General features: G+C 69.1%; 26 protein-coding genes, 1 tRNA gene and 3 pseudogenes. 11 read left to right on the top strand and 19 right to left on the bottom strand.

Annotation, left to right across the window (positions count from 1 at the left end):
- Window positions 1–37: 37 nt before the first annotated feature.
- From xerC to ACIPK3_RS10985, 5 genes and pseudogenes are all read right to left on the bottom strand, one after another.
- A pseudogene (gene xerC / locus ACIPK3_RS11005) lies at window positions 38–890 on the bottom strand (tyrosine recombinase XerC).
- A complete protein-coding gene (locus tag ACIPK3_RS11000) occupies window positions 890–1,102 on the bottom strand; it encodes an excisionase family DNA-binding protein (protein WP_402568286.1) in 213 nt (70 codons plus the stop codon). The pseudogene xerC and the gene ACIPK3_RS11000 overlap by 1 nt, the downstream one beginning before the upstream one ends.
- Window positions 1,099–2,124: pseudogene (locus ACIPK3_RS10995) on the bottom strand (replication initiator). The gene ACIPK3_RS11000 and the pseudogene ACIPK3_RS10995 overlap by 4 nt, the downstream one beginning before the upstream one ends.
- 144 nt (window positions 2,125–2,268) lie before the next feature.
- Window positions 2,269–2,652, bottom strand: coding sequence for a hypothetical protein (locus ACIPK3_RS10990; protein WP_402568284.1), 384 nt, complete (start codon window positions 2,650–2,652; stop codon window positions 2,269–2,271).
- Window positions 2,653–2,680: 28 nt separating this feature from the next.
- Window positions 2,681–2,884, bottom strand: coding sequence for a hypothetical protein (locus tag ACIPK3_RS10985; RefSeq protein ID WP_402568283.1), 204 nt, complete (start codon window positions 2,882–2,884; stop codon window positions 2,681–2,683).
- 284 nt (window positions 2,885–3,168) lie between these two features.
- Between ACIPK3_RS10985 and ACIPK3_RS10980 the strand changes: the two genes are divergently transcribed.
- Both ACIPK3_RS10980 and ACIPK3_RS10975 read left to right on the top strand, forming a co-directional pair.
- The gene (locus ACIPK3_RS10980) at window positions 3,169–4,806 is read left to right on the top strand and encodes a hypothetical protein (RefSeq protein WP_402568281.1); all 1,638 of its coding nucleotides are present in this window, start codon (window positions 3,169–3,171) and stop codon (window positions 4,804–4,806) included.
- A 255-nt stretch (window positions 4,807–5,061) separates the two neighbouring features.
- Window positions 5,062–5,127 (top strand) — tRNA-Gly (locus ACIPK3_RS10975).
- A 137-nt stretch (window positions 5,128–5,264) separates the two neighbouring features.
- Here ACIPK3_RS10975 and ACIPK3_RS10970 read toward each other — a convergent pair.
- Window positions 5,265–5,858, bottom strand: coding sequence for a TetR/AcrR family transcriptional regulator (locus ACIPK3_RS10970; RefSeq protein ID WP_402568280.1), 594 nt, complete (start codon window positions 5,856–5,858; stop codon window positions 5,265–5,267).
- Window positions 5,859–5,987: 129 nt separating this feature from the next.
- Here ACIPK3_RS10970 and ACIPK3_RS10965 point away from each other — a divergent pair, with 129 nt between their 5' ends.
- Together ACIPK3_RS10965 and ACIPK3_RS10960 are read left to right on the top strand one after the other, a co-directional pair.
- Window positions 5,988–7,220, top strand: a complete 1,233-nt coding sequence (locus tag ACIPK3_RS10965) for an alpha/beta fold hydrolase (RefSeq protein WP_402568279.1) — start codon at window positions 5,988–5,990, stop codon at window positions 7,218–7,220.
- A 122-nt stretch (window positions 7,221–7,342) separates the two neighbouring features.
- Window positions 7,343–7,735 carry a nuclear transport factor 2 family protein gene (locus ACIPK3_RS10960; protein ID WP_402568277.1) on the top strand — a complete coding sequence of 131 codons (393 nt, stop codon included), beginning with the start codon at window positions 7,343–7,345 and terminating at the stop codon, window positions 7,733–7,735.
- A gap of 186 nt (window positions 7,736–7,921) precedes the next feature.
- On the opposite strand, the gene ACIPK3_RS10955 is transcribed toward ACIPK3_RS10960, so the two are convergent.
- The 7 genes from ACIPK3_RS10955 to ACIPK3_RS10925 form a co-directional block, all read right to left on the bottom strand.
- Window positions 7,922–8,581 carry a hypothetical protein gene (locus tag ACIPK3_RS10955; protein ID WP_402568276.1) on the bottom strand — a complete coding sequence of 220 codons (660 nt, stop codon included), beginning with the start codon at window positions 8,579–8,581 and terminating at the stop codon, window positions 7,922–7,924.
- Complete coding sequence (locus ACIPK3_RS10950) at window positions 8,578–9,234, bottom strand: hypothetical protein (protein ID WP_402568274.1); 657 nt, start codon at window positions 9,232–9,234, stop codon at window positions 8,578–8,580. Before ACIPK3_RS10950 ends, ACIPK3_RS10955 begins: the two co-directional genes overlap by 4 nt.
- Entirely contained in the window at window positions 9,227–11,086 is a 1,860-nt protein-coding gene (locus tag ACIPK3_RS10945) for a hypothetical protein (RefSeq protein WP_402568272.1), read from the bottom strand. The genes ACIPK3_RS10950 and ACIPK3_RS10945 overlap by 8 nt, the downstream gene beginning before the upstream one ends.
- Before the next feature lie 47 nt (window positions 11,087–11,133).
- Window positions 11,134–11,430 (bottom strand): hypothetical protein, encoded by a 297-nt coding sequence (locus tag ACIPK3_RS10940; protein ID WP_402568270.1) that lies wholly within the window; start codon window positions 11,428–11,430, stop codon window positions 11,134–11,136.
- A gap of 29 nt (window positions 11,431–11,459) precedes the next feature.
- Window positions 11,460–12,542, bottom strand: coding sequence for a hypothetical protein (locus ACIPK3_RS10935; RefSeq protein ID WP_402568269.1), 1,083 nt, complete (start codon window positions 12,540–12,542; stop codon window positions 11,460–11,462).
- A complete protein-coding gene (locus ACIPK3_RS10930; RefSeq protein WP_402568268.1) occupies window positions 12,539–13,180 on the bottom strand; it encodes a hypothetical protein in 642 nt (213 codons plus the stop codon). Before ACIPK3_RS10930 ends, ACIPK3_RS10935 begins: the two co-directional genes overlap by 4 nt.
- Before the next feature lie 343 nt (window positions 13,181–13,523).
- Window positions 13,524–14,117 (bottom strand): TetR/AcrR family transcriptional regulator, encoded by a 594-nt coding sequence (locus tag ACIPK3_RS10925; protein WP_402568267.1) that lies wholly within the window; start codon window positions 14,115–14,117, stop codon window positions 13,524–13,526.
- 99 nt (window positions 14,118–14,216) lie between these two features.
- On the opposite strand from ACIPK3_RS10925, the gene ACIPK3_RS10920 reads away from it, so the two are divergent.
- The 3 genes from ACIPK3_RS10920 to ACIPK3_RS10910 all read left to right on the top strand — a co-directional run bounded on the left by ACIPK3_RS10920 (window position 14,217) and on the right by ACIPK3_RS10910 (window position 16,941).
- Complete coding sequence (locus tag ACIPK3_RS10920; RefSeq protein WP_402568266.1) at window positions 14,217–15,476, top strand: alpha/beta fold hydrolase; 1,260 nt, start codon at window positions 14,217–14,219, stop codon at window positions 15,474–15,476.
- Window positions 15,477–15,539: 63 nt separating this feature from the next.
- Window positions 15,540–15,932 carry a nuclear transport factor 2 family protein gene (locus ACIPK3_RS10915; protein WP_402568265.1) on the top strand — a complete coding sequence of 131 codons (393 nt, stop codon included), beginning with the start codon at window positions 15,540–15,542 and terminating at the stop codon, window positions 15,930–15,932.
- Between the two features lie 460 nt (window positions 15,933–16,392).
- Window positions 16,393–16,941 (top strand): DUF4232 domain-containing protein, encoded by a 549-nt coding sequence (locus tag ACIPK3_RS10910; protein ID WP_402568263.1) that lies wholly within the window; start codon window positions 16,393–16,395, stop codon window positions 16,939–16,941.
- Between the two features lie 547 nt (window positions 16,942–17,488).
- Here the strand turns inward: ACIPK3_RS10910 and ACIPK3_RS10905 are convergent.
- Window positions 17,489–17,851: a hypothetical protein gene (locus tag ACIPK3_RS10905; protein WP_402568261.1), complete on the bottom strand. Its 363-nt coding sequence runs from the start codon at window positions 17,849–17,851 to the stop codon at window positions 17,489–17,491.
- A gap of 106 nt (window positions 17,852–17,957) precedes the next feature.
- Window positions 17,958–18,359: a hypothetical protein gene (locus tag ACIPK3_RS10900; protein WP_402568260.1), complete on the bottom strand. Its 402-nt coding sequence runs from the start codon at window positions 18,357–18,359 to the stop codon at window positions 17,958–17,960.
- Window positions 18,360–18,548: 189 nt separating this feature from the next.
- Between ACIPK3_RS10900 and ACIPK3_RS10895 the strand changes: the two are divergent.
- Window positions 18,549–19,085: pseudogene (locus ACIPK3_RS10895) on the top strand (GNAT family N-acetyltransferase); the annotation flags it as partial.
- Between the two features lie 62 nt (window positions 19,086–19,147).
- On the opposite strand, the gene ACIPK3_RS10890 reads toward ACIPK3_RS10895, so the two are convergent.
- Window positions 19,148–20,011: a hypothetical protein gene (locus ACIPK3_RS10890; protein WP_402568259.1), complete on the bottom strand. Its 864-nt coding sequence runs from the start codon at window positions 20,009–20,011 to the stop codon at window positions 19,148–19,150.
- A 217-nt stretch (window positions 20,012–20,228) separates the two neighbouring features.
- Here ACIPK3_RS10890 and ACIPK3_RS10885 point away from each other — a divergent pair, with 217 nt between their 5' ends.
- Both ACIPK3_RS10885 and ACIPK3_RS10880 read left to right on the top strand, forming a co-directional pair.
- Window positions 20,229–20,813 carry a sigma-70 family RNA polymerase sigma factor gene (locus ACIPK3_RS10885; protein ID WP_402568257.1) on the top strand — a complete coding sequence of 195 codons (585 nt, stop codon included), beginning with the start codon at window positions 20,229–20,231 and terminating at the stop codon, window positions 20,811–20,813.
- Complete coding sequence (locus ACIPK3_RS10880) at window positions 20,810–21,559, top strand: anti-sigma factor domain-containing protein (protein ID WP_402568255.1); 750 nt, start codon at window positions 20,810–20,812, stop codon at window positions 21,557–21,559. The genes ACIPK3_RS10885 and ACIPK3_RS10880 overlap by 4 nt, the downstream gene beginning before the upstream one ends.
- Window positions 21,560–21,598: 39 nt before the next feature.
- Here the strand turns inward: ACIPK3_RS10880 and ACIPK3_RS10875 are convergent, their stop codons facing one another.
- Both ACIPK3_RS10875 and ACIPK3_RS10870 read right to left on the bottom strand, forming a co-directional pair.
- On the bottom strand, window positions 21,599–22,270 hold the full coding sequence (locus ACIPK3_RS10875) for a fasciclin domain-containing protein (protein WP_402568253.1): 672 nt from the start codon (window positions 22,268–22,270) through the stop codon (window positions 21,599–21,601).
- A 79-nt stretch (window positions 22,271–22,349) separates the two neighbouring features.
- Entirely contained in the window at window positions 22,350–24,005 is a 1,656-nt protein-coding gene (locus tag ACIPK3_RS10870) for a molybdopterin-dependent oxidoreductase (protein ID WP_402568251.1), read from the bottom strand.
- Window positions 24,006–24,211: 206 nt separating this feature from the next.
- Here ACIPK3_RS10870 and ACIPK3_RS10865 point away from each other — a divergent pair, with 206 nt between their 5' ends.
- Entirely contained in the window at window positions 24,212–25,984 is a 1,773-nt protein-coding gene (locus tag ACIPK3_RS10865; protein WP_402568250.1) for a SpoIIE family protein phosphatase, read from the top strand.
- A gap of 10 nt (window positions 25,985–25,994) precedes the next feature.
- Here ACIPK3_RS10865 and ACIPK3_RS10860 read toward each other — a convergent pair whose 3' ends face one another.
- The gene (locus ACIPK3_RS10860; RefSeq protein WP_402568248.1) at window positions 25,995–26,648 is read right to left on the bottom strand and encodes a hypothetical protein; all 654 of its coding nucleotides are present in this window, start codon (window positions 26,646–26,648) and stop codon (window positions 25,995–25,997) included.
- Window positions 26,649–26,842: the final 194 nt, after the last annotated feature.

Below are 26,842 nucleotides of genomic sequence, written 5' to 3'. Positions count from 1 at the left end.
GGCGGCTCACGCACCACAACCGCACCATAAGCGGCGGCTAGCTGCCGGTGGGAACCTGCTTGTGGTGCGTGTTCTTGTTCGTGTGCTGCTTCGCACGCTCGGTGCGGACCATGTCGTCCAGCCCGGCCGCCACGTCTCGCTGCCGTGCCTCATCGGAGTGCTGATAGATCAGCGCGGCCTTCTCCGAGGACTGCCCGGCGCGGACCATCGTGTCCTTGAGGGTCGCGCCGGAGCGCGTCGACATCCCGGTGGCGGAGGCCAGCCGGCTCTTCAGGGCGCATCGGGCCGTAGGCGCCGAGGTAGACCATGAGCCTCCAGCGGATCCCGATGGCTTCGGCGAGAGCGTCGACCTGGGCGACGGTGGCGATGCGTCTCTCTGCGGCGGAATCCTTGCCCGCGCCCTTGATCCGACACGGGTTGCAGCTGATCAAGTCGTCGTCGACGGCCGTCTCAAGGATGCCTTCGAGGAGGCGGTACGCCTTGGCGACGGCGGTCTTGGCCTTCGTGGTGCGGAGCCGCTCCGCCCGCCATTCGCGCACGCGAGGAGCGGTGATCTCGTCCAGGTCGAGTTCTGCGAAGGTGGGCAGGATGTAGAGCCGGAGCAGGTGCTTGTACAGGTCGGCGGTGCGGACGGCCAACTCCCTCTCCTCGACCCATCTTTCTGCGTAGACACCGAAGTTGACCGCACCCGCGTCCGGAGCACGCCAGTCACCGCGGCTGAGGTCCGCCTCGACCTGCGACAGCCGGACCTCGGCGTCCTTCTTCGTCTCGAAGGTCTCGTCTGCTCGGATGCGCTCGCCGTCCGGGCCGAGGTACGAAGCCGACCAGCGGCCGGACCGGTACTGCCGTACTGCGCCGAAGCGACGGCGCCGGCCCTTCTTGTTGGCCACTAGGCAGCCCTCCGGAGTGCGGCTCGGCGGAGCCTGACGGGCTCGATCGTGCGGGACTTGCTGAACTCCTCGATCGCGCTCTCCGGGATGCGCACGTGCCGACCCACTTTCACGTACCGGATGCGCCGCTCTTCGATCAGTCGCCGGGGGAAGCGGGCGGTGGTGCCGAGCAGTTCGGCGACCTGGTCCACGGACAGATAGCGCTCTTTCATGCGGTGAGCTCTCCTTCCGTACCGGGGGCGGGTGCGATGGACTCCGCGAGCCAGGCTTCGGCGTCGGACAGGCCGGTTCCGGCGAAGACCCAGTGCGCGAGGACGTAGGTCGTATCGGGGTCTGGGCCGTTGGACGGCGCGGTCTGTGCTCGGCGCCACTCGGCACGGGCGTCGCGGAGGGCACCGAGGGTGGTGGAGTAGCGGCGGGACTTCGTGGAGAAGTGACCGCGGAAGCCGAGCATGTGAGCCCAGGCGCGCAGCCGGAGGTCCTCCAGATCCTTGCGGGCGCCGAGGGTCCATGCGGTGCGGATGAGGCGGCTGGCGTGGTCGCTGATGTCGAGCTGCGCGAGTTCGGCGACGAACTTGAGTCGGCGGTCGAGGGGGCCCGTCGCGGTCTCGGCTCCTTTGGTGGCGTACTTGGCGATGTAGGCGGCTACGGCTCGCTCGGTCAGCTCTTGGCCGTCGTTGAAGTCGGCCGAGCGGATGGTGCGGATGTCGAGCTGGCGGCCGAAGGCGAAGGTGTGGGCGCGGCCGTTGATGACCGGGCCGTCGGCGCGGGCCTTGGCGGCAGCGGTGGTGATGGCGTCGGTCAGCAACTCGGGGGTCGCCCAGGCCGGGGGTGGCGTCGCCGTCCTGGTCGTGGTGGGTGCCGCAGCTGCAGGGGCGGCCGTCGGTGCGGCGGTTGTGGACGGGGCCGAAGCCGGGGGCGGTGAAGGTGGCGAACACGCGGGGGTGGGTGGCGACGTCTTCTGGGGTGCCTTTGCCGCCGCGGAGGCCGGTGGCAATCAGGTGGAAGGTGTCCCGGCGGTAGACCTCGGCGCAGGCCGGGCAGCGGGTGGTGCGGCGGTTGTTGCAGCGAACGAGGAGTTGGCCGACGGGGAGGGCAGTCGAGTCGAGGTGCTGGAGGACGCGGCCGATCTCGCCGGTGGTGGTGTTGATGTCGTACTCGGTGCGGTGTCCGTCGAGGCGGATCGGGTGAGTGCAGCCACCGAGGCCGGAGAGCTGCCGGAGATGCCCGGCAGGGTCCCGTCTGCGCAGGCCGTGCCACTCTCGTGCCGGAACGGACGGGGACTCACGGGGACTCGGACTTCGCCGGGGCCAATTCGGCTGGCGTCCGCCCAAGGTAGGTATCCGCTGGTCACGTCCGTGATCGCCCAACCTTGCTCCTAAAGCGGTGGCTTCCTGACAAGCGGCAGCGGCCAGCCGGCGCAGGCCGCCAGTGCGCTGCCGTCCTCGGTGAGGAAGAGCAGGGTGGTCCATGTCCGATCGGCAGAATCGATCAGCCCTGTGCGTACGGGCCGGCCGTGTTCGCGGACGAGCTGCACGGCGCGTTCCAGCCCAAGAGGTTCCAGTCCGTGCATCCGCATGTGCTGAAGTCGGCCCTTGGAGACTCCAGCAAGCTGGCCTGCGGGTTGTGCTCGGTCTGCCACCCAGTAGGTGGCGCCGCTGCGGAGGGTGGCCAGAGCCATCACGGACGCCTCGTCGTCGCCAACAGCGATTCCAGCACATGCCGTTCCATGGTCAACCCCCGTTTGGAACTTGCGGTACACGCGATCTTCCAAACTGGTGCACCGCCCATCAGGAGTAGAACCCTCGGCCGTACTCCTCAGGTCCGACACTGAAGTCGTCCGGGTGATTGCGGCGCAGCTCCTCATACCGGGCCGCGAACACGTCGATGGCTTCGTGAATCGTGCAGCCCGACGCTTCACGGATCGCGTTGAGCGCGAAGATGATCCGGTGATCGAGAATGTCGCGGTCTACGCTTGCCGGCAGTGCGGTCACGGTTCCTCCGAAGGCGCTGTACAGCAGCGGAGTACAGCAACCACACAGACCGCAGTCAACCGAGTAGGACCCCTGGCAGGCCAACGGTCAGCCAATCGTCCCTCAACGACCGTCGTGCCCATAGTTCGCATCGAGGGGCGCACGTCGAGCGTTGACTTGGCTGCCGACGTACAACCATCCTGCTGCGCAGGTCGTCTGATCACGCAGGTCAAGAGGTTGATCGAATCGCTCGGTCCGGTGTGGAGAAAGCACGGCGGGCCCTCAGTGTCGAAAGCAGCAGTCCCGTGATCTTGAAGAACGCCGCGAGAGCCGCGGCCATCAGCACCGCGATACTCGCCGGCATGGTCACAGCCCCCGGTCAGGCGAGCGCCGACACCACCGGGCCCGTGGTCTCGCAGATCGGCAAGGCGCAGACCGACACCGGGCTCGAGCTCACCGCCCACATCGACGCCCCGGCCGGCGTCACCTCCGTGACGGCCACCCTCACCGCAGGCACGGCCAACGTGCCCGACACCTTCGTCAGCGCGGTCACCGACTTCCACCTCGTCTCCGGCACCGCCACCTCCGGTACCTGGCAGAGCAGCGGCTCACTGGGACTCGACGTCTACGCCTCGTACCGGGTCGCCATCACTGCGCAGGACAGCGAGGGCACGGTCTCCCTTCCCGGCCACGGCCTCCTCGCCTACCGCCCCTCAGCGGTCTTCCACGACACCGCCTACGAGCCCACGACCCTCAGCTTCGAGCACCAGGACATCAACGTCACCGGCCGGGTGACCGAGTACGACCCGGCCGCCGGCGACACCGGAACCCCGTGGCCGACCCCCGCCGGGATGGGTGTCTTCGTCACCTGGGACGGGCACACGTCGCCCCGCAACGCAACGGCCGCAGACGGCACCTTCGCCTTCACTGTCCACCCCGGCGCCGTGCAGAACACCACCCTCCACGTCTTCTTCGTAGACTCAACGGCATACGCCGAGGGCCCGGACTCCGAGCCGATCACCTCCGTCGACTCCCCCGCCCGCATCACCCTGGACCGCACCGGCAGCACCGGCGCCCTGGTCGGCAGCACACAAGTCATCAGCGGAACTGCGGAAGGCCAGCAGGAGGACGGCACCTGGGTGCCGCTCGCCAACGCCAAGCTCCTGATCCAAGCCGACGTGGGAGCCGCCTGGGCGACCACCGACGTCACCGGGCGGTTCAGCCAGACCGTGTCCGTCACCAACGACACCACGATCTGGACCGTCAGCGAGCTGCGGCCGTTCCTCACTCCTACCAGCGTCAGCTACACCGTTGCCAAGCCTGTCGCGAAGGTGTCCCTGTACGCCAACAAGCCGACCGTCGACGCCTACTCCCGCCTGCACATCTCCGGATACTCGACTTTCCCCGGCAATGCATTGCCGAATGGGCGGGTCTACATCCAGCAGTCCAACGACGGCCACACCGGCTGGACCAACATCGGCTCCACCACCTTCGGCAGCGCCGCCAGCGGCGGCTTCGCCACCTCCATGCTCACCGTCACCAACCCCCACGGCTACTGGCGCTACTACTACCCCGGCGCCCCCGGTTTCACCGCCGCCTACAGCCCGGTCGTCCACGCCTTCCGCTATCAGACCGCCATCAGCGGCGGAAAGCCCAGCAGCACCCGGGTCGCCAAGCACCACACCGTGACCATCAGCGGCACCCTCAAGCAGAACGGCTACGGCTCCTGGACCCCCCTGCCCAAGGCCACCGTCCAGATCTTCTTCTGCCCCTCTGGCAGCAGCACCTGGCACCTGATCACCAGCGCCCGCACCAGCAGCACCGGCCACTTCGCCGCTCACCCCACCATCACCCGCTCCGGCACCTGGCGCGTCGTGTACAAGGCCCCCGACCAAGTCCACGTCAACGCCTACGGCCCCATGGTCAAGGTCTCGGCGATCTGACGAACTGGGCGGTGCCGAACAGTCGGCCACCGCCGCAGTCCCCGACCATGAAGCGGCGTAGCCGATCAAGCCAGCGAAAGGCAGCTGAGCGCTGCCAAGATCTCAGGCGGGACCGGCTGCACTACCCGGCGGGACGCCATCGCACCGGTGCACCACAAGCGCACCAGATGTAGCGGGGAACTGCGGGGAACCACGGTCAGGTCGACCGGCTTCAGCGACACCGCGGAGCAGCCGTCCGCCCAGATCAGGACAGTAGCGGGGCCAGTATGCCCGCAGCTTCCCAAGCTGAGAGCGCGAGTTCGATTCTCGTCACCCGCTCCATGATTGAGGCCCAGGTCGAAGACCTGGGCCTTTTTGTTGCGTCCGACGGCCAGTCGCCACGGTCCGGGTTCCGGCCCCGCTCGTGATGCCGCTTGCGCGGTATCAACTCGTCATCGACGGGTCCGGGTGCGCCACGTTCAGTCCGTGTCGGGTGCGTACGTGTCGCCGAGCAGCCGGTCCACGAGGCGTTCCGGGTAGCCGGTGGCCGGCGGATCGATGCCGAAGATCGCCCGCAGGTAGAGCGGTGCGATGAGCTGGTCCAGGATCTCCTGGAGGGGCGGAGGGGTCTCGCCGCGGGCCGCCGCCCGTTCCCGGATTCCCTCGATCGAGGCGATCCGGCGCTGAAACTGCTGTGCGCGTTCCCCCTGTGCGGCGGCGCTGCCGGACATGGACAGGGCGACGGCGCGAATGAGGAGCCGGCCCTCCGGCGTGCGGATGCTCGCCACGCCGCCCTCCGCCCAGGCGATGAGGTCCCCACGCAGGCTGCCCGTGTCGACCAGTGGCGAGTCCCGTTCGAGGCGGGTGGTGACCACATCGGCCAGCAACGCCTCACGGCTGCCCCAACGCCGGTAAACGCTCGTGTGGTTGACCCCCGCGCGTTGCGCGACCGCGGGGATGGAGAGGTCGGCGCCTTCCGGGTCGGAGAGCAGGTCGATGACCGCCTGATGTACGGCCGAGCGGACCTGCTCGGGGCTCTTGCGGATACGTGGTGCTGGTTGCTTCGGACTCATGCGCCCATCGTAAGCACAGACATTTGCTTCCTGCCCCTGATGGGTCTACAGTTCCATTCATCGCAAGCACACATTTGTGCTTGTGGAGGAAGTTCGATGGCCGATGGCCGATGTTCTGAGGAGAGTGCGATGAAGCAGCTTCTGTTCCCGAACAACATCCAGTTCTGGTACGAGACCCTCCGCTCGATGAGCCACATCGCCTACGGCGGCGCGGACTTCGGCGAGGTCGTCTCCACCGCCGAGCGGATCACCGAGGGCGACTACGACAGCTGGTACACCGAGTGGGTCGCCACCGCCGACCGTGTCGCCGCCGAAGCCGAGAAGGCCCTGGCGGCCGGACACAAGGTCAGCGCCCGCGACGGATTCCTGCGCGCGTCGAACTACTACCGGTCGGCGGAGTTCTTCCTGCACGGCAAGGAGTGCGACCCGCGCCACGACCACACCTACGACCGCTCCGTGGAGTGCTTCAAGGCCGCCGCGGCCCTCTACACCACCCCGCGCATCGAGCCCGTCGAGATCCCCTACGAGAACACCACCCTGCCGGGCTACCTGTACCGCGTCGACGACTCCGGGACACCCCGCCCGACCCTGATCATGCACAACGGCTTCGACGGCACAGCAGAGGAGATGCACTTCTTCGGAGCGGTGGCCGCCGTCGAGCGCGGCTACAACGTGCTCCTCTTCGACGGCCCCGGCATGCCCGGACCGCGACACCACCAGGGCCTGGTCTTCCGCCCCGACTGGGAGAACGTCATCACTCCCGTCATCGACTTCGCCGAGACCTTCCCCGAGATCGACAACGACCGCATAGCGCTCGCCGGCCTCAGCATGGGCGGCATCCTCGCCCCGAGGGCCGCCGCCTTCGAACACCGTATCGCCGCGGTGATAGCCATCGACGGCCTCTACGACCTCGGCCAGGTCTCCGTCCGTCACCTCCCCGGCACCCGCCAGGAAGCCGAACAGCTCCTGCGTGCAGAGTCCGCCCCCGAACTCGACGCGGCCCTCGAGCAGCTCATGGCCAAGGACCCGATCTCCCGCTGGGCCTTCAACCACGGCATGTACGTCATGGGCGTCGACAGCCCCCGCGCCTTCAACGCCTCCTACCTCGACTACACCCTCGCCGACGGCATCGCCGAGAAGATCCAGTGCCCCACCCTCGTCTGCGACGCCGTGGAGGACATGTTCTTCAAGGGCCAGCCCGAGCAGCTCTACGACCACCTCACCTGCCCCAAGACCCTCATGGTCTTCACCACCGAGGAAGGCGCGGGAGCCCACTGCCACCCCGGCGCCATTCGCCTGGCCACGGCCCGCATCTACGACTGGCTCGACGACACCCTCAACGTCACCGCCACCACGGCCTGACCAACGCCCCCCGCACGCAGGCACATCGACCCACCGCCCAAAGCCCGCACGCTCCGGGCCCCCCGGCACCTGCCCCTCGCCCCCGTCCCCCACTGAAACCCTTCCCGGAAGGAAGACCCCCCATGGCCCGCACCGGCATCAAGGCCGCCCTCACCGACCTGCTCCTCAACGACGAAGTCACCCTGGAAGAGGCCGTGGAGCGCCACTTCACCCCGGACTACCGCCAGCGCACGGACGGCGAATGGGCCAACCGCGCCGAGTTCATCCAGCACATGGAGCACGTACGCGCCGTCGTCGCCGGAGGCGAGATCGAGGTCCACGAGGAGCTGTCCGACGGCACCAAGTACGCCGACCGCCACACCTGCCACATGACCAAGAAGGACGGCTCGACCGTGACCATGGAGGTCTACGTCTTCGCCGACCTCGCCCCCGACGGCCGCTTCAACCGCATCGAGGAAACCACCCTGCTGATCAAGGGCTCCGACGCCGACCGCGACCTCGGCAGCGCCCGCTGACCACCCACCCCCACACCACGAAGAGATCGCACACCGGCAGCACCAACGCCATCCGATGAGCGAGCCGCCAGGGCCGGACACACAGTGTCCGGCCCGCGTGCGTGGTCGACATTTCGATCGCCTTGCATCCCCGTTCGCATGGGGTACGTCACAGCACCGCGACTGTGGTGGCCCGTGTTCCGCGTTCTACGGTGCCGTATCCGGCGAGGCTCCCCCGTCCGGTTCGAGTTCCCACACCGCCACGCTCACCTTGTGCGTCAGCTCCTCGATGTCCTTTGCCGCACGGATGATCTGCGAGGTGTCGTCGGTAGCGGTCCACAGCACCACGTCGGCGCCGGCTTCCGCGTCGCGCCAGGCGTAGCGCAGTCCCGCGAGCACCTCGGAAGCGTCGTCCTGCTGCACATACCGGAAGGCGCGAAGTCCTTCCCCGAGCAGCTCCGCGCGGAAGGTCTCGACAACCGGGGGCTCGACCGCCTCCGGATCGTCGGCCCGGATCAGTGCACGAAGGGTCTCCTCGCGGCCGCCTTGAGCGGGCTTGACCGCAGCGACGACCGGCAGGGGCATGGTCAGCGGTTCCCACATACGCAGCACCACACGCGTATCGAAGGCCTCCGGAGCGAAGGCGTCCGCGAGGCGCTGCAGGGTGTCCGCGAGGAAGGGAACTCCGGACTCTCCTGGCTCCTGCCCGTGCGACCGCCAGAACAGCTCGGCGCAATCGCGCGCCCAGCCGCCGATGTCCTGCCACTCCGCGGTCTCCCAACGGGGAGGGAGTTCCAGCCAGCAGACCGGGTTGTACTGGACGTCAAGGCTGAACTCGTGCTCCAGCTCGACCCATCCGCCGCTCATGCCCAACTCCACCGGAATGTCGTCATCAGGGCGTCGAACCACTCGACCAGGGCATCGGCCAAGTCGTCCTTGGGATCGCCGGCGCCAACGGTGGAGAAGGCGGCGACGAACCAACGGGACGGATCGCCGGGTACGGAGACGAGGTAGTCGACCCGTCGAGTGGCCAGCTCGGCTCCACCCGCCGGATCCGCGGGAGCAATGCGTTCTCGACGTACGGCAAGTGCGCCGTCGATCTCACCGCTGCTCAGGTCGGTGCCGGAGCCGCTCTCACCGGAAAGCATCTGCACCGCGATCGCAGCCGGATCGGACACGTGACCACTCACGCCGTCCGTTCCCGAACGCGAGGGCAGCCGGGCCTCGGAGACGACGATCGACGCGCCGAGATTCACCTCGCCTGCGAGCCGCATCGGTAGGTACAACTCCAGTGCCTCGGCTCTGCGCGCGTCAGCGACAGCCGCCAGCAGTCTGCGCTCCAGTTCCAGTCGCAGAGGAGTCAGTTTGTCGCGCGGCACATCGGCCGGTACGCGTGCAAAGGCCGAGGCGACGATGTCACGGGCGGCCTGTTTCGCGTCGCCTTGCCGGAGTGGGACCTGCACCCAGTCCGACGGCAGGAGGAGACGGTAGCCGGTGGGCGGGGATGTCGGTTCAACCACCGCTGTGTGCCTGCTTGTTCGTGTACCAGATGCCCGCGTAGACGAAGCTGCTGAAGGCCACGGCGGGCCAGAGCTGCCACTGGCCGTCGAGCAGCGCGAACGACAGGGCCATGAAAAGATAGAGACCGCTGAGAATTCTCAGGTCGGACTCCAGCGTGACGCCTTCTTCGCGGTCCTTCGGGTTCCGGAACCGTACGAGGGCCACCAGCGGGGTGAGCGCTGCGAGGTCCAGCGGCCAGGTGGGGGTTGCGAGTTCCACCCCCCATGTCTTCTCACCGCTCAACGAGACCAGGAACCAGATGAGCATGACGACAGCGACTGCGAGCAGCGCATAGCGCAGCCTGGCAGCGAGCTTGAAGAGGCGCTCGGCCTCCTCCCGATCAGGAGCACCTCTATTGGCGGCGACGGTCGCGGGAGGACAGATTGCTTGTTGCTCCTGGGGATTTCGGTTGGACAGGTGAGGATGATGCGGTCCCGAGGATCTCGCGCGTCCCTGAACCCGTCGCGCCTTCCGGGCACGCGCACTGTCCGGGGAGCTCGCCTCACGCTTCACTGGTTTGAACCTCACCATTGCGACAGTACCGGCGCCCGTCATGTGACCCTTGGCGTTCGTGTACGTGCTCGACGTCGCGTCGCCGAGCCTGCCTCCCAGGTCAAGGGCGGTGCTGGCCCCCCAGTTCGCCCGGGACACCCCGAGCTGGCGTTCCGCCTCGGACGCCGTGGCCTTGAGCTGCCGGCTGTCGGGGTATTCGTTTCGCAGCCGACGGATGTCCTTCATCTGCTGAGCCATGTCCTTGTCCCCGAGAGCCCTGGCCTTCTCCGTCTGTCGCACCTCCGGCAACGGCTTCTTCTCCACCTGCCGTGCCGCCGAGCGTGCCTTCTGAGCGTCCGCAGCGCGATGCAGCCGACCGGCCTTTCCACCGACGGCGGCCCGCCGGGGCGCGCTCGCGCGGGTGGCGGCCCTCTTCTCCGCCTGCTTTGTGATGCCCTGGGCGACGCTTCGCGCCTCCCTCTGTAGCCTCTTGACCGCCTTGGCCGCCTTGACACCGTTCTTCGCCATCTTGAACGCCGCGATGTCGGTAAGCACGTCGAACCACGATCCGTTGCCCGCGAGGGCCCTGGCGAGGTGGATCGCGAAGATGACTCCAGTGAGTACCGCGGCCAGCCCGCCAACCGCTGGAAAGAAGATCGCGACGAAAGTGAGGACGGTGCAGATGTCACTCAGTCTGTCAGCCAGCGTCGACAGCCACTCCGCGTCCGTCACCCACGCCTTGAAGTCGTTCCACCAGCTGTCCTTCATGTCGTCGTCGATCGACGACCGGATCTTACTCGCGTAGTGGTCCGCGCGCTCACCGTAGAAGGAGACGGCCGAGTTCAGCTTCGCACGGGCCGCCTCCAGATCTTCCTTGGCTCGCTTCACGGCAAGGTCGTCGTCCGGCTCGTCCTTGCCGGACTCCTCGCCGGAGTCCTTGCCCGCGCTCTTGGCGGCCCCGTCCGGCTTGTGGGTGTCGATGATCCGTTGGGCGACCTTCGCGTCACCGAGGGCCCGATCGGCTTCCTTCTGCGCGGTCTCCATGTCGTCCGCCCAGCCGTGGAGGTGCCCCTTCACCTCGCGATAGCGGTCCTCGGCGAGGTCCAGCCTCCGGGTGAGGCCCCGCGCCTTGTCACCCAGATCGTCGGCGTACTTGCCGTTCAGCCCGTCGCAGTCCGCAATGGCCTGCATGGCGGCGGCCTGCGTACGCAGCTTCTCGGCCACCTTCTTCATGTGCTCGACCTCGCCGCGGATGCCCTCCGGGTCGCCCGGTACGGGATCGGCTTCGGCGAGGGGCACCCAGTCGGCAGGCCGCGCCATCGTTGCTCCCCTGTACGAAGAGTCGTCTGCACCACCTCATGAGGCGGCTACTTCTCTCCCTTGCCGGCCTTGGCCAGTTGGTCGTCGAGACCCTTGAATGCATCGCTGGTCGTCTTCACCATCTTCCCGACCTCTTCGAGCTCTTTGACCAGCCGCTTGCGGTTGTTGTCCCAGTTGTCGACGAAGTCAGCCATTGCCGTTCGGACGCCGGAGTCCCCGACAAGGGCCGTCACATCCTGCTTCCACCCACCCAGTTCCCCGAACTCGTCGCGGAGTTGTCGGAGTTGCCTGGCACTCGTCGACAAGAGGTCGTAGTCGACCTTCAGGTCCGAACCCTTCGACACCTTCGCTCCTCACAGTCAGCGGTCAGCGGTCAGCGGTTGACGGCCTGAATCTCCTGCACGGTCATGTCCTGGGTCGTCTCGAACGTGCCGTCCGGGAGATCGCCTTTCGCGCCGCCCGTTCCCTCCCAGGAGATCCGCCAGGTGACGGACGCCTTGAGCTGGTACGGCTTTCCGTCCGTGGCATGCAGGTAACTGATGCCGCAGGGCGGGTCCTTATCGGCGTCGCCCTTGCTGTACGGCGTGCCGATGGAGCCGTCGTCGTTGATCTTGCAGTCACCGGAGGCGGGGTATGTCTCCGCGTCGTCCGTCCCCGGCTCCAGGTGCAGGGCGACCGGCTTGGCCGTGGTCTCCGCCCACAGGTTGGTGTTCGGGAGTTCGGCGCGGACCCGGACCTCCTGGAAGACTCCCTTGTCGAGCCACACCCAAGTGGGCAGGTTCAGCGTCGACCTGCCCTCCGGCTTCAGTTCGATCTCGGTGTCCGGGACCCGGATTCTGTTGTAGGCATACGCTGCCAGGGTCTTGGGAGTGGGTGCGTTCGGATCGTCGGGGACGGTGCCCGCGTCCTGCCAGAACAAGAGACGCTCGCAGTCCCAGGCGGCGACGTCGTCCTTGAGTTCCTTGTTGATCACCCCGCGCCAGAACATGCCGTTCCTGCCAAGGTTGTAGTTCTTGTAGCTCTTGTCGCGGGCGTCCTGCGACTTCCCCTTCTCGTAGTAGTCCACCATCAGCTCCTCGCCCCAGCTGAGCGTAGGAGTGACCGCGACCAGGTCCTTGTTGGGGTTCTGTTTGAGGCGGTCGACGGCACCCTTCAGCTGCTCGGGTGTCGCCACGGGCTCGTACCAGCAGGCAGGGGGCTTCCAGGTGGGGTCAACCGAGGCGAGCGAACCCGTGGGCGCCTTGGACGATTCGCCGCCGGACTGCTTGATGGCGATGCTGGACTGGCCGGCCCTCGCGGTCAGGGTGTTGCCACTCGCGCCCCCGTTGGCACTACCCCCAGAACCTGCCCCCTCGCCGTGGTCGTCGCCCCAGGCGAAGGCCGAGCCCGGCGCGAGCAGAGCCGTTGCCGCGGCCGCTGCGGCAACCACCAGAGCGCGACGGGCGCTCTCCCTCACTTGCAATCGCCCCGAGTCGACTTGACCATCGTGGTCTTCCAGACACCGTCGCCCGACTTGCTCAACTTGGTCTGGTAGAACGCGTACGCGTCGTCAGCCGGTGTGTTGGTGACCTTGCCGGTCTTGAGATCCTTCGTGGAACCCTTGCCTTCGTCCACGCAGTAGAAGAGGGTGCCTGAGCCGTCCGGGCTGATGCGGGCCTGCGGATCGAAGGCCCGGCCCTTGCCGATGAGCGTCAGGTTCTTGCCGGTGAATCCCTTGACCCAGGCCTGGCCGGTGCTCAAGGCGCTGGCCGTGTTGTAGAAGGTGATGGACTCCGCCTGCGGATCCTGCTTGACGATCGCCGAGTAGGTCCCGAGGAGTCGTTCCTTGCCGTCATCCATGATGGCCTGCAGCTTTGGATCGCTGTTCGTCCAGTTCTCGAAGCTCATCTGGAAGGACTTCGGAAGCGTGATCTCCGGACGCTTGACGTCGGACGCCGCCGATGCGGAGGCCGACGGGCTGCTGCTCGCGCCCTGATCCGCCCCCTTGATCTTGTCCGAGGTCGAGTCTCCACCTCCCCCCGAGCCGCAGGCGGTCAGCAGCAGGGCCGCGGATGCGGTGAGCGCGGCTGCGACGAGCCGGGCGGGGCGGTTCACTGTGGACTCCTGGTGAGGTGGAGGTAGCGCAAGTAAACCAACGCTATATGTGGGGCGGAGGGATGCACCAGTCAAGATTCCGCCCTCCTGGATGGAGAGCACGTGTAGTTCAGGGTGAATTGCCCAGATAATCTCCGCACTTGGCGTAGTCGACGAGTGCGGATCGCGCGATCACGGAGCCGTTGGTGGCGACCACATCACCTCTGCAGCGGACGGCGCATTTGCCAACGTGCGCAGCAACGTTGCCTGGCGGCACCGCGCTGACGCGTCAGCGGCCTTCCGTAACAGCGTTCGGGCCTTGGCGCATGGACGTCTGAGCGCCGGAGGTTCAAGCGGGCGTCGATCACGCTGCGTCCGGCGTGTCCGGGCTGTTGAGGAGTCTGTTGACGAGGCGCTCGGGGTAGCCGGTGGTGGGTGGGGCGATGCCGAGGACGGCTCGTAGGTAGAGCGGGGCGATGGGCTGGTCGAGGATCTGTTCCAGGGGTGGGGGGTTCTCTCCGCGGGCGGTGGCCCGTTCACGGATCAGTTCGATGGATTGCATCCGGCGCTCGAAGTGCTGCGCGCGCTCGGGGTGGTCCTGCGTGCTGTGGGGCATGGACAGGGCGACGGCGCGTACGAGTAGGCGTCCTTCGGGTGTGCGGATGTTCGCGACGCCGGCTTCGACCCAGGCGGTGAGGTCGCCGCGCAGGGTGCCGGTGTCCTTGAGTGGCCAGTCGTCTTCGAGGCGGGTGGCGACCACGTCGGCCAGCAACGCCTCTCGGCTGCCCCAACGGCGGTAGATGCTGGTGTGGTTGACGCCCGCGCGCTGGGCGACCACGGGAATGGTGAGGTCGGCTCCCTCCAGGTCGGACAGCAGGTCGACGACCGCCTGATGGACGGCCGAGCGGACCTGCTCGGGGCTCTTGCGGATACGTGGGGTCGGTCGTTTCGAAGTCACCCCCTCATCGTAAGCACAGATGTTTGCTTATCGGGGTTCGATGGGTCTACAGTTGCATCGCAAGCACAGATCTGGGCTTGCGATGCTGAGGAGAACGCCATGCCGAACCTGCTGTTCCCGAACAACACCCAGTTCTGGTACGAGACTCTGCGCTCGATGAGCCACATCGCCTACGGCGGCGCGGACTTCGGCGAGGTCGTCTCCACCGCTGAGCGGATCACCGACGGCGACTACGGCAGCTGGTACACCGAGTGGGTCGCCACCGCCGACCGTGTCTCCGCCGAAGCCGAGAAGGCCCTGGCTGCCGGACACAAGGTCAGCGCCCGCGACGGATTCCTGCGGGCGTCGAACTACTACCGGTCGGCCGAGTTCTTCCTGCACGGCCACCCCTGCGACCGCCGCCACGACCACGCCTACGACCGCAGCATCGCCTGCTTCCGCTCGGCCGCCGCCCTCTACACCAGCCCGCGGATCGAGCCGGTCGAGATTCCGTACGAGGGCACCACCCTGCCCGGCTACCTCTACCGCGCCGACACCACGGGTGCCCCGCGGCCGACGCTGATCATGCACTCGGGCTTCGACGGCACCGCCGAGGAACTCCACTTCAGCGGTGCCCTCGCCGCCGTCGAACGCGGCTACACCGTCCTCACCTTCGACGGCCCCGGCCAGCCCGGGCCCCGCCACCACCAGGACCTGGTCTTCCGGCCCGACTGGGAGAACGTCATCACCCCCGTCGTCGACTTCGCCGAAACCCTCCCTGAGGTCGACAACAGCCGTATCGCCCTGCTCGGCTCCAGCATGGGCGGGATCCTCGCGCCGCGGGCCGCCGCCTTCGAACACCGCCTGGCCGCCGTGATCGCCGTCGACGGCGTCTACGACCTCGGCCAGATATCCGTCCGCAACATCCCCGGTGACCGCAAGGCGGCCGAACATCTCCTGCGCTCGGAGTCCGCCCCCGAACTCGACGCCGCGTACGAGCAGATCATCGCCAAGGACGCCACCGCCCGCTGGGCCATCAACCACGGCATGTACGTCATGGGCGTCGACACCCCCCGCGCGTTCAGCGCCTCCTACCTCGACTACACCCTCGCGGACGGCATCGCCGAGAAGATCCAGTGCCCCACCCTCGTCTGCGACGCCGCCGAGGACGAGTTCTTCAAGGGCCAACCCGAGCAGCTCTACGACCACCTCACCTGCCCCAGGACCCTCATGGTCTTCACCGCCGAGGAAGGCGCCGGCGCCCACTGCCACCCCGGCGCCATGCGCCTCGCCCTCGCCCGCATCTACGACTGGCTCGACGACACCCTCAACACCAGCGCCAGCAACAGCAACAGCAACAGCAACAGCAACAGCGCCTGAGGCTTCCGCCCATCGGGTATCGCCGTACATCCCCCCCGACCGAAACTGCTTGAAGGACCTCTCATGACTCGCACCGACATCAAGACCGCCCTCACCGACCTGCTCCTCAACGACGGGATCACCCTGGCCGAGGCCGCCGACCGCCACTTCACTCCCGACTACCGCCAGCGCACCGACGGCGAATGGGCCGACCGCACCGAGTTTCTCGACCACATCGCCCACCTGCGCACACTCGTCGCCGGCGGCGAGGTCGAGGTCCACGAAGAGCTCTACGACGGCGACAAGTACGCCGACCGGCACACCTGCCACATCACGAAGAAGGACGGCTCGACCGTCAGCATGGAGGTCTACGTCTTCGCCGACCTCGCCCCCGACGGCCGCTTCAACCGCATCGAGGAGACCACCCTCATGCTCAAGGGCTCCGACGCCGACCGCGACCTCGGCAGCGCCCGCTGAGAGACCTCGCTGCGAGTGCGAGCGGGGTCTCCGGCTCCCTTCGGATGGGGTTGGTCCATGCGTGTCTGCACGGAGCGTGGCTACAGGACTGAGCCGGACGTGGACGCTTCGGCACCCTGCGCGGAGTGAAATCAGCAGTCTCCTCGGCCGCCCAGACCGGTTTTCCGTTCCGCTCGGCGTCCCAGGAAAGTCAAGTCCCCCCAGTTCAGAGCCGATTCGAGTATTCCAGCGTCCCGAAAGTCCCGATGGAATGGCGTATGGGACGCCGCATGGCACAGGCTTGAGTCACCCAAGCACGGTGGCCCGCCGGACACGGTGATCGGCCTTGCTGGGCTCTGCTTTCACGGGCCGCGCCTCCGGCAGGCCCACTCACACCTCACGCACGACCAAGACAAGACCAACCGGCACAGTCAACGAACGGAAGATCATCTTCCGGATGTACAGAGAGGGCAGTCCAATCATGCGTATCGCCACCCGTCTCGCCTCCCGCGCCACCGCCTCCTCGATGGTCGTCGCCGCCGCCCTCGCAGTCGTCGGATTCCAGGCCTCCGGCGCCGCCGCCTCCGCCACCACCGCGAAGGCGTCCTCGGTCGTCACCTGCACCACGGCGAACACCAAAGTGACCGTCACCAATGTGTCCCGCCCGATCAACCACTTGCTGCTCAAGGCCACCAACACCGGCACCAAGCCCTGCTACGCCTACAGCGCCCCCTTCCTGAGGGCCGGTGCCGACGCCCAGGCCCCGCTGGCGTGGGCCGAGGAGACCATTCCGCAGGCCGTGCTGACCCTCGAGCCCGGCCAGTCCGCGTACGCCGGCATCACGACGTCCTCCCCCGACGGCGAAGGCGGCGGCAACGAGAAGACCCTGGGCGTGATCTTCAGCGACAGGAACGGCCACGCGGTCAACAAGGAGACGACCCTGAAGCTGCCGAACGGCGGTGTCTTCTTCAACAGCGCTGCCACCGTCACCTACTGGCAGATCAACGCGGCGGACGCCCTCGCCTGGTAACCACCCCGGCGTCCCACGAGCGTCCCGCGACACAGCCGCCGCCGACGGCACCGGGCGCCCCGCCTTCACCGGCCGGGAGCGCTGTACCGTCGGCGGCGGAACGCCGTCGAACCGTGGCGGCAGCGGCCGGATCCGCTCCTCCCGCCACCGTCACCGCGTGATCATTCCGCCGCTTCGGGCTCTCCCCCGCCCGAACGCGATGCGGCAGCGTTCAACCTGGTCGGCCACCTGCCTGGGCGCAACAACGAAGTACGGGTGACTGAAGCGCGTGTCACCCCTGCGCCGTTATGGTGCGTCGCGTGAGTGATGACGTCCTGGTGTGCCCGGAGTGCAGTCGGCCCATGAGGTCCGGGGGCCTCGTGCGCCTCCTTCGCGAGGACGATGGGCGGCGGGTCTGCCGGGCGCTGTGGAGGTGCGACGGTCGGCATGGGTGGTGGCGTTGGGCCGACCGGCCGGAGGAGGCGTGGGAGGTCTGTCCGACGCCGGAGTTGTTCCGTTGACGTCCGACGGATCGAATTCCTGAAGTGGGTGTCGCGGGGCCGACCCGTCACTCCTCGCGGTGCTGGGCGAAGACGTTCTGCTGCTCGTCCTGCCAACTCCAGCTGGACGAACGGGAGAAGGGAAGGCTGCGGGCGAGGCCGGAGAACTGGTCCGACGGCTGCCTGCTGGCCTTGTTCACCACGATCGCCGAGAGCATCGGGGCTCGTCCGTCTTCGTTGCCGTAGAGGCAGACGTCCTTGAGCAGGTAGGTCATGACCCCGCGGTAGGGCGGGACGGAGTCGAAGCCCTGTGCTGCCAGCTCCGCGCTCAGCTCTCCGTAGGTGATCGTCTGCCGCTGTCGGGCCCGCTTCCGCAGGATCTCGACTGCCGCTTCGACCGCGGCCGGGTACTCCGGGTCAGCAATCCTCATTGCCCCTCCCCCATCGCGTGGACGATGCCTGGGCTGTGCATCGTAGCGAGCCGACATCGACCAAGCAGGCTCCGTAGCCGCTCAGTTGACGCTCAGTTGCCGTCAACTACCTTGTCTTGAACTCGACCTTGCCGGTACTCATTCGGAAGTTCCCGTTCGAGTACAGGGTGGGGCGGGCCTCGACATGGTTGCCGCTGTACTTCTCCACATGCAGGATCCGGGCACCGCCGGGGTGGGTGAAGTCGATCAGGGCAATGGCCACCCAGTAGGACAGGTTGCGGTTGTTGAACAGTGGCACCGTCACCGTGGAGCCCCGCCCGTCCGTGATGACTGCCCGGGCCCCGTAGGACTTGAACGAACCGGTCCCGTTCTCCAAACCGCGCACCTTGCCGTCCTGCCCGAGCAGAACGGCAGAGACGTCGATGCCCGTGGTGAGCGAGGTGAGGGTGACGCGGCAGACCGCCGCGGACAAGACGACGTTGCCGCCCTTGGCAAGAGTAGTAGTCATGTGTGGCCTCTCACGGTGGTACGTCCATCGTGGTATTCCCGGCCGGTCCATGTAGGACAAACACTGTCAGTCGTTTCGGTTTCCTTTTCATTCAGTGCCGTTCACGGTCGGCGCGACGGTTCGCGGCGGGGCCGCCGTGCCCCGCTTATTGGTTTGCCGCGGGTCGGCGGGCTCGGATAGGAAGCTCGCATGCTGAAGGGCGGCAAGGTCGGGCTCAGGGCCCGGCACGAGGAAGACGTCCCGGTCCTGCGGACCGAGCTCCACGACGACGTGGTCAACTACTCGCGGTCCGCGGTCCGGCCGTGGCTGCCGATCACGCCCGGCTCGAAGGACCCGGAGCTCGTGGTGGACGACAAGGAGCAACGGGACATCCCGTTCTCCGTGGTGGAGTTGGACGGCGGCACGCTGGTCGGCTCCGCGTCGCTGTGGGGCATCGACAACCACAACCGGTCCGCGCACATCGGCCTCGAGCTGCGGCCGTCCTTCCGTGGCAAGGGCTACGGCACCGACGTGGTCGCGGTGTTGTGCCACTACGGTCTCGTCGTGCGCGGCCTGCGGCGGTTGCAGATCGAGACGCTGTCGGACAACGCCGCGATGCTGGGCTCCGCCGAGCGCAACGGCTTCGTCCGTGAGGGCGTGCTGCGCTCCTCGGCCTGGGTGCTGGGCGAGTTCGTGGACGAGGTGCTGCTCGGGCTTCTCGTCGAGGACTGGCGGCCGGGCACGCAGGGATTGCCGACTGAGCTGACTGAGCCGACTGAGCTGACAGAAGGAACTGCGCCGGTCCGGATTCAGGAGCGGCGGCGCACCGCGATCGCCACGCCCGCGGCGAGGGCCGCGCCGGCGGCCGCGACGGCGCCGACGGCCGTCCAGGAAGGGCCGTGGCCGACGGGTTCGCCGGAGACCGTGACGTGCTGCCGGGTGGTCTGCCGGCCGTGGTGGCTGACCACGGTGACGGTGTAGCGGCCCTCGGGGACGTCCGCACGCACACGTGCGTGGCCCGCGTAGACCGTGCCGGGGTCGTCGCACTTGCATCCGGGATCGTCGGTGCTGCCCGTCGTGATGGTCACGGGGTCGCTGAAGATGGGGGACCTGACGGTCAGGGCGTCCTCCGACGCGGGCCTCAGATCGGTGAGGAGCACCCGGACATCGGTGCCCGGCCGTACCGAGGCGGGGGTGTCGCTGCCCGGATGGGCATTCGTGGGGCCGACGACGAACCGGTAGATCTCCGCCGTGTCCTCCGACGCGACCTTGAGTCTCAAGGTGGCGACCGTACGGCCGTGACTGGTCGCCGTGAACGGGTAGGTGCCCGCGCGCAGACCCGGCCGAATGCGGGGTGCCGTGGCCCCGTCCAGCTCCATCGACTCTCTCGCTCCCCGCTTCACGGGGGCTAGGCGGACCGGCGCCTGAAGGGCCGGGGAGGTGACCCTGACCCTGTCCCAGCCCGGCGCCATGCCTTCGACGGCGAACCCGATCTGGTCGCCCGCGACCAGGAGGCGGTTCCCGGGTACGTAGTACTCCAGGCGGACGGCCGCCGACGGGCTCCCCGAAGGAGCCGGACCCGCTCCGTCGGCCATCGCGCCCGCGGCCGCTCCCAGCACGGACACCACGACAAGACCGGCGACCCCCAGGGCCCGAGCTGCGTTGCGGAACAACGGTTCCCCCTCGGCGAACAACGGTTGGGCGGGCTTCGACCACATCAGTCCGTCGACCAAGGAGACGGCGGAAGGACACGGAAGGTTGTCGGGGACCGGAGTTGTCGCTCGAACCCAAGTCCTGTCGTGTGTGCCGGTGACACGACCAATCCGGGGGCCGTGCTGCCTCGGATTACGCCGGGACGTCCCGGTCCGTCGCACTCTGTGGAGAACCATTGTGAAGGAAGCCGTATACATCGGCCGAAACCCGTCGCCCAAGCCCGACCTGCAGCAATTGGTGCACGAGGTGGCTCTGGGAGATCAGGAGGCGTTCGCCGCGGTCTATGACGCCGTGGCCAACTCCGTGCTCGGTGTCGTCCGGGCGGTGCTGCGTGACCAGGCGCAGTCGGAGGAGGTGGCGCAGGACGTCCTGGTGGAGGTGTGGCGCACCGCGCCGCGCTACCGGCCCGAGCGGGGTACGGCCATCAACTGGATCCTGACCCTGGCCCACCGCCGTGCCGTGGACCGGGTCCGGTCGGTGGAGGCCGCGGCCGCCCGCGACACCAAGGCCGCGCTGCTCGACCGGACACCCGCGTACGACCAGGTGACCGAGCAGGTCGAGACCCGGCTGGAGCAGGAACAGGTACGGCGCTGTCTGCGCACCCTGACCGACCTGCAGCGCCAGTCGGTCACCCTGGCGTATTACCGGGGTCTGACCTACCGCCAGGTCGCCGATGCGCTCACGCTGCCCCTGGGCACGGTGAAGACCCGGCTGCGGGACGGTCTCATCCGGCTGCGCGACTGCCTGGGGGTGACCGCGTGACCACGACCGATCCGCACCTGCTCACCGGCGCGTACGCACTGCACGCGCTGCCCGACGACGAACGCGCCGCCTTCGAACACCACCTGGTCGACTGCGAGTCCTGCGCCCAGGAGGTGGCGGAGTTCACGGCCACGGCTGCCCGGCTCGCCTCGGCCTCCTCCGCACCCGTCCGCGCGGAGATGCGCGCCCGGGTTCTGCATCGCGTCACCACCGTGCGGCAGGTGCCACCGGGCACGGCTCCCCTGGAGGGGATGCGACGGCGCGCGCCGCGCGGCCGTGGTCCGGTCCGGTGGGCACTGGCCGCGTGTGTGGCCGCCGCGGCGGCGTTCGGGGGTACGGCGGTGTGGCAGTACGAAGGTGCCCAGGACGCCCGGCGGCAGGCGGCCCGGGCCGAGGCGCACGCCGACGACGTGGCCCGGGTGCTGGCGGCGCCGGACGCGAAGACCCGGACGGCGCGGGTGGCGGGCGGCACGGGCGCCCTGGTGGTCTCCGCCGGCCGTGGCCAGGCCGTCTTCGTGGCCTCGGACATGGTCGAGCCGCCCGCGGGCAGGGTCTACCAGCTGTGGTTCGCCGACGGCGGGAAGATGCGTTCGGCGGGCCTGATGAGCCCCGAACTCACCAGCCAGGCCGTGCTGATGCAGGGGTCGACGGCCGGGGTCTCCGGCGTCGGGATCACCGTGGAACCGGCCGGCGGATCCCGTCGGCCGACCACCCCGCCCATCGCCCTGGTGAACATCCCGTCATGAGAAGGTGCCCGGCGGCGCGGCGCCGCCGGGCCGCCGGGGTCAGCTCTTCGGCATGAGGACGGTGTCGACGATGTAGACGTTGGCGTTGGCGGTCCTGACGTTGCCGCAGACGACCTTCGCGGAGTCGTTGACGGTGTAGGACTCGCCCGAGCCTGAGGTCGTCAGCTTCGACTTCTCCAGCGTGTCGAAGGAGCCGTTCTCCAGGTCCGTCGGCGTCAGCTTCTTGCCGACGACGTGGTAGGTGAGGATCCTCGTCAGCTCGGCCTTGTCGCTCAGGACCTTGTCCAGGGTGGCCTTGGGGATCTTGGCGAAGGCGTCGTTGGTCGGCGCGAACACGGTGATGTCCTGGGCGTTGTTGAGCGTGTCGACCAGACCGGCCTTCTGCACGGCGGTCACGAGCGTGGAGAGCGCCGGGTTGTTGGAGGCGGCGGTGGCCACCGGGTCCTTGGCCATGCCGTCGAAGGAACCGGCGCCGCTCGTCGGCACGCCGGAGCAGGCCGGTCCGAACGGCTGGTCCATGGCGGCTGTGTCGCCGCCCGAGGTGCCCATGTCGTCGCCGCCGGTCCGCGGGGCGGACGCCTTGCTCGACGAGTCCGACTTGCCCGAGTCGTCGCCGCCGTCGGAGCAGGCGCTCAGAGCGAGGGGGAGCACCGCCGCCGCGGCGAGGGTGCCGGCGAGACGGCGGCTACGAGTGCGGGTGCGGGTGTTCATCATCGTTCTCCTGTTGTCAGGGTGCAGCGGGCCGCTGCGGTCATGGGTGGGGTACGGGGTTGGTACGGGGGTTGGCGGGTCAGTCGACGGTGACCACCACCGAGTGCCGTCCGCTCGCGCCGTCGGGGATCGTGCGCGTCCGGAGGTCGGTCTGCGGCCGGCCGGTGCGGTCGGTCGCCCGCACGGTCAGGGTGTGTCCGCCCCTGGTGGCCTGCCAGGGGAAGGACCACTGTCGCCAGGTGTCGTGGGAGTCCTCGGCGGCCAGCCGGGCCTCCTGCCACGGGCCGTCGTCGACACGTACCTCGACCCTGTCGATGCCGCGGTGCTGGGCCCAGGCGACCCCGGCGACCATCACGGTGCCCGCCCTGGGCCGGGCGAACGGCTTCGGGGTGTCGATCCGTGACTGGGTCTTGACGGGGGCCTCGCGGGCCCAGCCCCGCTCGACCCAATAGGGGTCGTAGGCATCGAAGGTGGTGAGTTCGATGTCCTCGATCCACTTGCAGGCGGAGACGTAGCCGTACAGACCCGGCACCACCATGCGGACGGGAAAGCCGTGTGCGAAGGGCAGTGGCTCTCCGTTCATGCCGAGCGCCAGCATCGCGTCACGGCCGTCCATCACGGCCTCGACCGGCGTGCCCAGGGTCATGCCGTCGACGGAGCGGGCGACCAACTGGTCGGCGGGGCCGCCCTTCGACGGCGGACGCACCCCGGACTCGGCGAGCAGGTCCCCGAGCCGTACGCCGATCCACCGGGCGTTGCCCACGTACGGGCCGCCGACCTCGTTCGAGACACAGGTCAGGGTGATGTCCCGCTCGATCAGTTCACGCCGCAGGAGGTCGTCGAAGGTGTGGACGACGGGCCGTCGCACGCCTTCGCCGTGGATGCGCAGGCGCCAGGCGGTCGCGTCGACCTTGGGCACGACCAGCGCCGTGTCGACGCGGTAGAAGTCGGCGTTGCCGGTGATGAAGGGGCTGCTCCCGGCAATGCGCAGCCCGGCTCGGGCGGGGACGGGACGGGCCGGTGAGGCGGGCCCGGGCAGCGTCACCCGGGCACGCGAGGCGACCGCGTCCTTGCCGCTCGACCCGTTCAGCGCCCGGCCGGCGACCCCGGCCGCGGTCGATGCCGCCGCGGCGGCCGTGGCCGTACGGACGAAGCCCCTGCGGTCGAAGCCCCTTTGGGCGAGGCCCCTACGGTCGAAGCCCCTGTGGTCGAGGCCGTCGGCCGGGGCGGCCGGGTGCCCGGCTGCGGTCCCGCGCTCCCGGGGCGCCGCCCGGAGGCGGGCCGTCAGTACGTACAGGAGCGGCGCCCCCGCCGCGGCGCCGAGCACCGAGGGCAGTGCGTCGGCGGGACCGGTGGAGTCGGGCCGACCGGTCGCCGCCACCGCCCCGACGACCCCGAAGAGGAGGACACCGGCCGCCCCGACCCGCCCGAACCGTGCCGCCAGCACCCCCAACGCCACGGCCAGCGAGGCCAGTACGGCCACGATGCCCCACTGGAGCACGAGCTTGTCGCTGGTTCCGAAGTGGCGGATCGCCCAGTCCTTCACCGCGGCGGGAGTACGGTCGATCGCCGCACCGCCCACAGCGACGACCGGGCTGGACTGCGGGCGGACCGCGGCCGCAGTCAGTTCGGCGATCGCGAGCGCGCCGAAACCGGCCAGCAGCCCGCTGAGGGCACCGAGCGCGGCGCGCAGCAGCCCCTGCCGTTCCGCCGGGCCCCTCTCTTCGTCACTCACGGGGGGAATCCGATGCCGTGGCCTGGCCGGATGGGTGAGTTTCCCTGATCAGGTGAAAAGGACGCCGTCGGCAATCCGCCCCGGCGTCCGGCGGCGTATTACCTCTCCGGTCGTTGAGGCGTCCCCCGTGTCGGCCGTGCCGTCGGGTACTCGCAGAGGAGAGCATCGGGGCACCGGCACGGAAGGGCGGCGGTGTGGTGGACGGCTTGGGATCCGGCGGAGGGCATGAGCAGCGGCCGCGGGGCCGGGAGCCGGAGCTGTGGCGGCGGGTCGTCGAGCAGTTGGGCACTGCCGTGGCCGTGATGGACCCGGTGGGGCGGATCGTCGCGGTGAATTCGGCCGCCGAACGGCTGCTGGGGCGCCCGGCGGCGGCGATGTACGGGCAGGATCTGCACGACCTGTGCCACCGGGATCCGGGAGGCGCCCGGATCCCGCGCGAGCGCTGCCCGCTGCTGGGGGCGCTGGCCGAGGGGCGTCCGGCGCGCGGCGACGACGACAGATGCCTGCGGGGTGACGGACGGCTGGTCGCGATCTCCTGGTCGGCCACGCCGCTGACGGACGACGACGGTGCCTTCGAGGGCATGGCCGTACTGATGGTGGAGAAGGCCTCGGACCGCCGGGCGCACAGGGAACGCGCCGAACGGGCGGAAAGGGCGCAACGCGCGGAGCGGGCACAGCGCGCGGAGCAGGCCGCGCGTACGAGCGCCCTGGAGAGTCTCGCCGAGCGGTTGACGCTCGTCACGGAGATCACCGACGTGCTCGGGCAGACCCTGGACGTGGACGAGGCCCTCGCCCGGTTGAGCCGCCTTCTCGTCCCCCGCCTCGCCGACTGGGCGGCGGTGGACCTGCGGGTCGGCTCCCGTCAGGTGCACCGGGTGGCGGTGACCGGGCCCGGGGGCCGCGACGCCGGGCAGGAGGACTGGCGTGGCCAGCTGCCGCCGCCTACCGGGGAGGCGGCCCGCTCGCCCCTGGTCCAGGTGCTGAACGGCGGTGATCCCGTCGTACAGGACCGGGCGGTCGCGGAGGCACCGCCCGACTCTCCGCTGGCCGCCGTCCACGCCGCCTTCCTCGAAGCGACCGGTGCGGCATCCGTCATCACGGTGCCGCTGGGCACCAGACGGCCGGTCCCCGGAGCCCTGACACTGGTGCGCACCGACCCGGCACGGCCCTTCGACAGCGGCGACCTGGACGTGGCGAGCGACATCGGCCGCCGGGTCGGCCTGATCATCGAGAACGCCCGCCGGTTCGGGCAGCAGCGCGATGTCGCCGAGGCCATGCAGCGCAACCTGCTCACCCCGCTGCCCCGGCACGGCCGGCTCCAGCTGGCCGCCCGGTACCAGCCCGCGCCGGCCGGATCGCAGGTCGGCGGCGACTGGTACGACGCGTTCACACTGCGGGACGGCACGCTCGCCCTGGTCATCGGTGACGTACTGGGCCACGATCTGACCGCCGCGGCAGGCATGGCGCAGTTGCACGGCATCCTGCGCTCCCTCGCCTGGGACCACACGGGGCCGACCGGTGCCGTTGTGGACAGCCTCGACGACGCCATGCACGCCATCACGTCCGTGCCGATGGCCACCCTCGTCCTCGCCCGGGTGGACGGACCGGACACCGGCCCCTGGACGCTGCACTGGACCAGTGCGGGGCACCCGCCGCCCCTGCTGCTGACCCCCGACGGCAACGCGCGGTACCTGGAAGCCGGGCAGGGACTGCTCCTCGGAACCCAGCCGGGTCCCGTCGGTCACCGGCCGAGCGCCTCCCACGCCCTGCCGCCGGGGTGCACGCTGCTGCTCTACACCGACGGTCTGATCGAGGTTCCCGGCAGTGACCTGGACACCGGGCTCGGCCGGCTGCGCCGCCACGCCCTCGCCCTCGCCCACGAGCCGCTGGACACGCTGTGCGACGAGCTGTCCGCCCGGATGACGCCCGGCAGCACCGACGACATCGCCCTTCTCGCCCTGCGCCTGCCCGCGTCCTGATCCGGGGTGCTCACGCCCCCGGAGTGAGCACCAGGACACGGAACGGGCCGGGGGGCACGGACGGGAGGATGCCGTCCCCGGCACTCCGCCAGCCCCAGGACCGCAACGTCTCAACGGCTCTGTGGTCCCGTGAGTCCACCAGCGTGACGCCGAGCGCGGCGTCGTCGTCGGCGAGCAGCCGCCGCTGCAGGCGCCGGGCGAGGTTCCAGGGACGGTCCTGGTACTCCCGGCGCACGCGGGGCGGGACGACGATCCCGGAGACGACGAAGAGCCGCCCGGACTTGTGTCCGTGGAGACCGCTCCACCACGGTCCCGCGCCGCCCGCGGGGAAGCCGTAGGCGCATCCGGTCAGTGCGGTGGTCTCCGCTATCAGCAGCGAGAACCCCGGTCGCCGCGCGTCGGCCGCGAGATGCCGCAGGAAGGCGGCACGCGCCTGGTTCCATGCCCACGGGCCGCCGCCCGAGGCCTCCGCGTACAGGTTCCCCAGCCCCTCAAGGCGGTCGTCGAGCTGGCGGCGCGTCAGTGGAAGGAGTCGCTCCCCCTCGCGGGGCGAGGATCCCTGCTGCCGTCCGAGCCTCCCCCGGGCACTCCGGCGCGGCCTGCCCGGTGCGGACCGGGGCGCGGGGAAGTCCGGGATCGTCGGGAGGAGCATGTGCGCGCTCATGGGGGCGAACCCTGCTCCGGGTACGGACGAAGGCCGCCCCGGCGTCGTCGATCGCCGAGAACGGCACGGCTTCGGCGGCCGGTGCGCGGCATGCCCTCGGTGTCTCCACCGTACTCCCGCCGTACTCCCGGCCGGGCCGGAAGATCGGCTGTGGCAACACGGCCGCCCCTGCCCGGCATACCCTTCAGAGAAGG

Origin of the sequence: Streptomyces sp. NPDC086787 (assembly GCF_044745865.1) — a bacterium.
Lineage (GTDB): Bacteria > Actinomycetota > Actinomycetes > Streptomycetales > Streptomycetaceae > Streptomyces.
This window is presented reverse-complemented; position numbering and strand designations above follow the sequence as displayed.

What these genes read in the sequence shown, in the direction of transcription:
- ACIPK3_RS11000 (WP_402568286.1), bottom strand. Translation starts at nt 1,102, where the DNA reads ATGAAAGAGCGCTATCTGTCCGTGGACCAGGTCGCCGAACTGCTCGGC.
- ACIPK3_RS10970 (WP_402568280.1), bottom strand. Translation starts at nt 5,858, where the DNA reads ATGAGTCCGAAGCAACCAGCACCACGTATCCGCAAGAGCCCCGAGCAG.
- ACIPK3_RS10965 (WP_402568279.1), top strand. Translation starts at nt 5,988, where the DNA reads ATGAAGCAGCTTCTGTTCCCGAACAACATCCAGTTCTGGTACGAGACC.
- ACIPK3_RS10960 (WP_402568277.1), top strand. Translation starts at nt 7,343, where the DNA reads ATGGCCCGCACCGGCATCAAGGCCGCCCTCACCGACCTGCTCCTCAAC.
- ACIPK3_RS10955 (WP_402568276.1), bottom strand. Translation starts at nt 8,581, where the DNA reads ATGAGCGGCGGATGGGTCGAGCTGGAGCACGAGTTCAGCCTTGACGTC.
- ACIPK3_RS10945 (WP_402568272.1), bottom strand. Translation starts at nt 11,086, where the DNA reads ATGGCGCGGCCTGCCGACTGGGTGCCCCTCGCCGAAGCCGATCCCGTA.
- ACIPK3_RS10920 (WP_402568266.1), top strand. Translation starts at nt 14,217, where the DNA reads ATGCCGAACCTGCTGTTCCCGAACAACACCCAGTTCTGGTACGAGACT.
- ACIPK3_RS10915 (WP_402568265.1), top strand. Translation starts at nt 15,540, where the DNA reads ATGACTCGCACCGACATCAAGACCGCCCTCACCGACCTGCTCCTCAAC.
- ACIPK3_RS10910 (WP_402568263.1), top strand. Translation starts at nt 16,393, where the DNA reads ATGCGTATCGCCACCCGTCTCGCCTCCCGCGCCACCGCCTCCTCGATG.
- ACIPK3_RS10905 (WP_402568261.1), bottom strand. Translation starts at nt 17,851, where the DNA reads ATGAGGATTGCTGACCCGGAGTACCCGGCCGCGGTCGAAGCGGCAGTC.
- ACIPK3_RS10900 (WP_402568260.1), bottom strand. Translation starts at nt 18,359, where the DNA reads ATGACTACTACTCTTGCCAAGGGCGGCAACGTCGTCTTGTCCGCGGCG.
- ACIPK3_RS10875 (WP_402568253.1), bottom strand. Translation starts at nt 22,270, where the DNA reads ATGAACACCCGCACCCGCACTCGTAGCCGCCGTCTCGCCGGCACCCTC.
- ACIPK3_RS10860 (WP_402568248.1), bottom strand. Translation starts at nt 26,648, where the DNA reads ATGAGCGCGCACATGCTCCTCCCGACGATCCCGGACTTCCCCGCGCCC.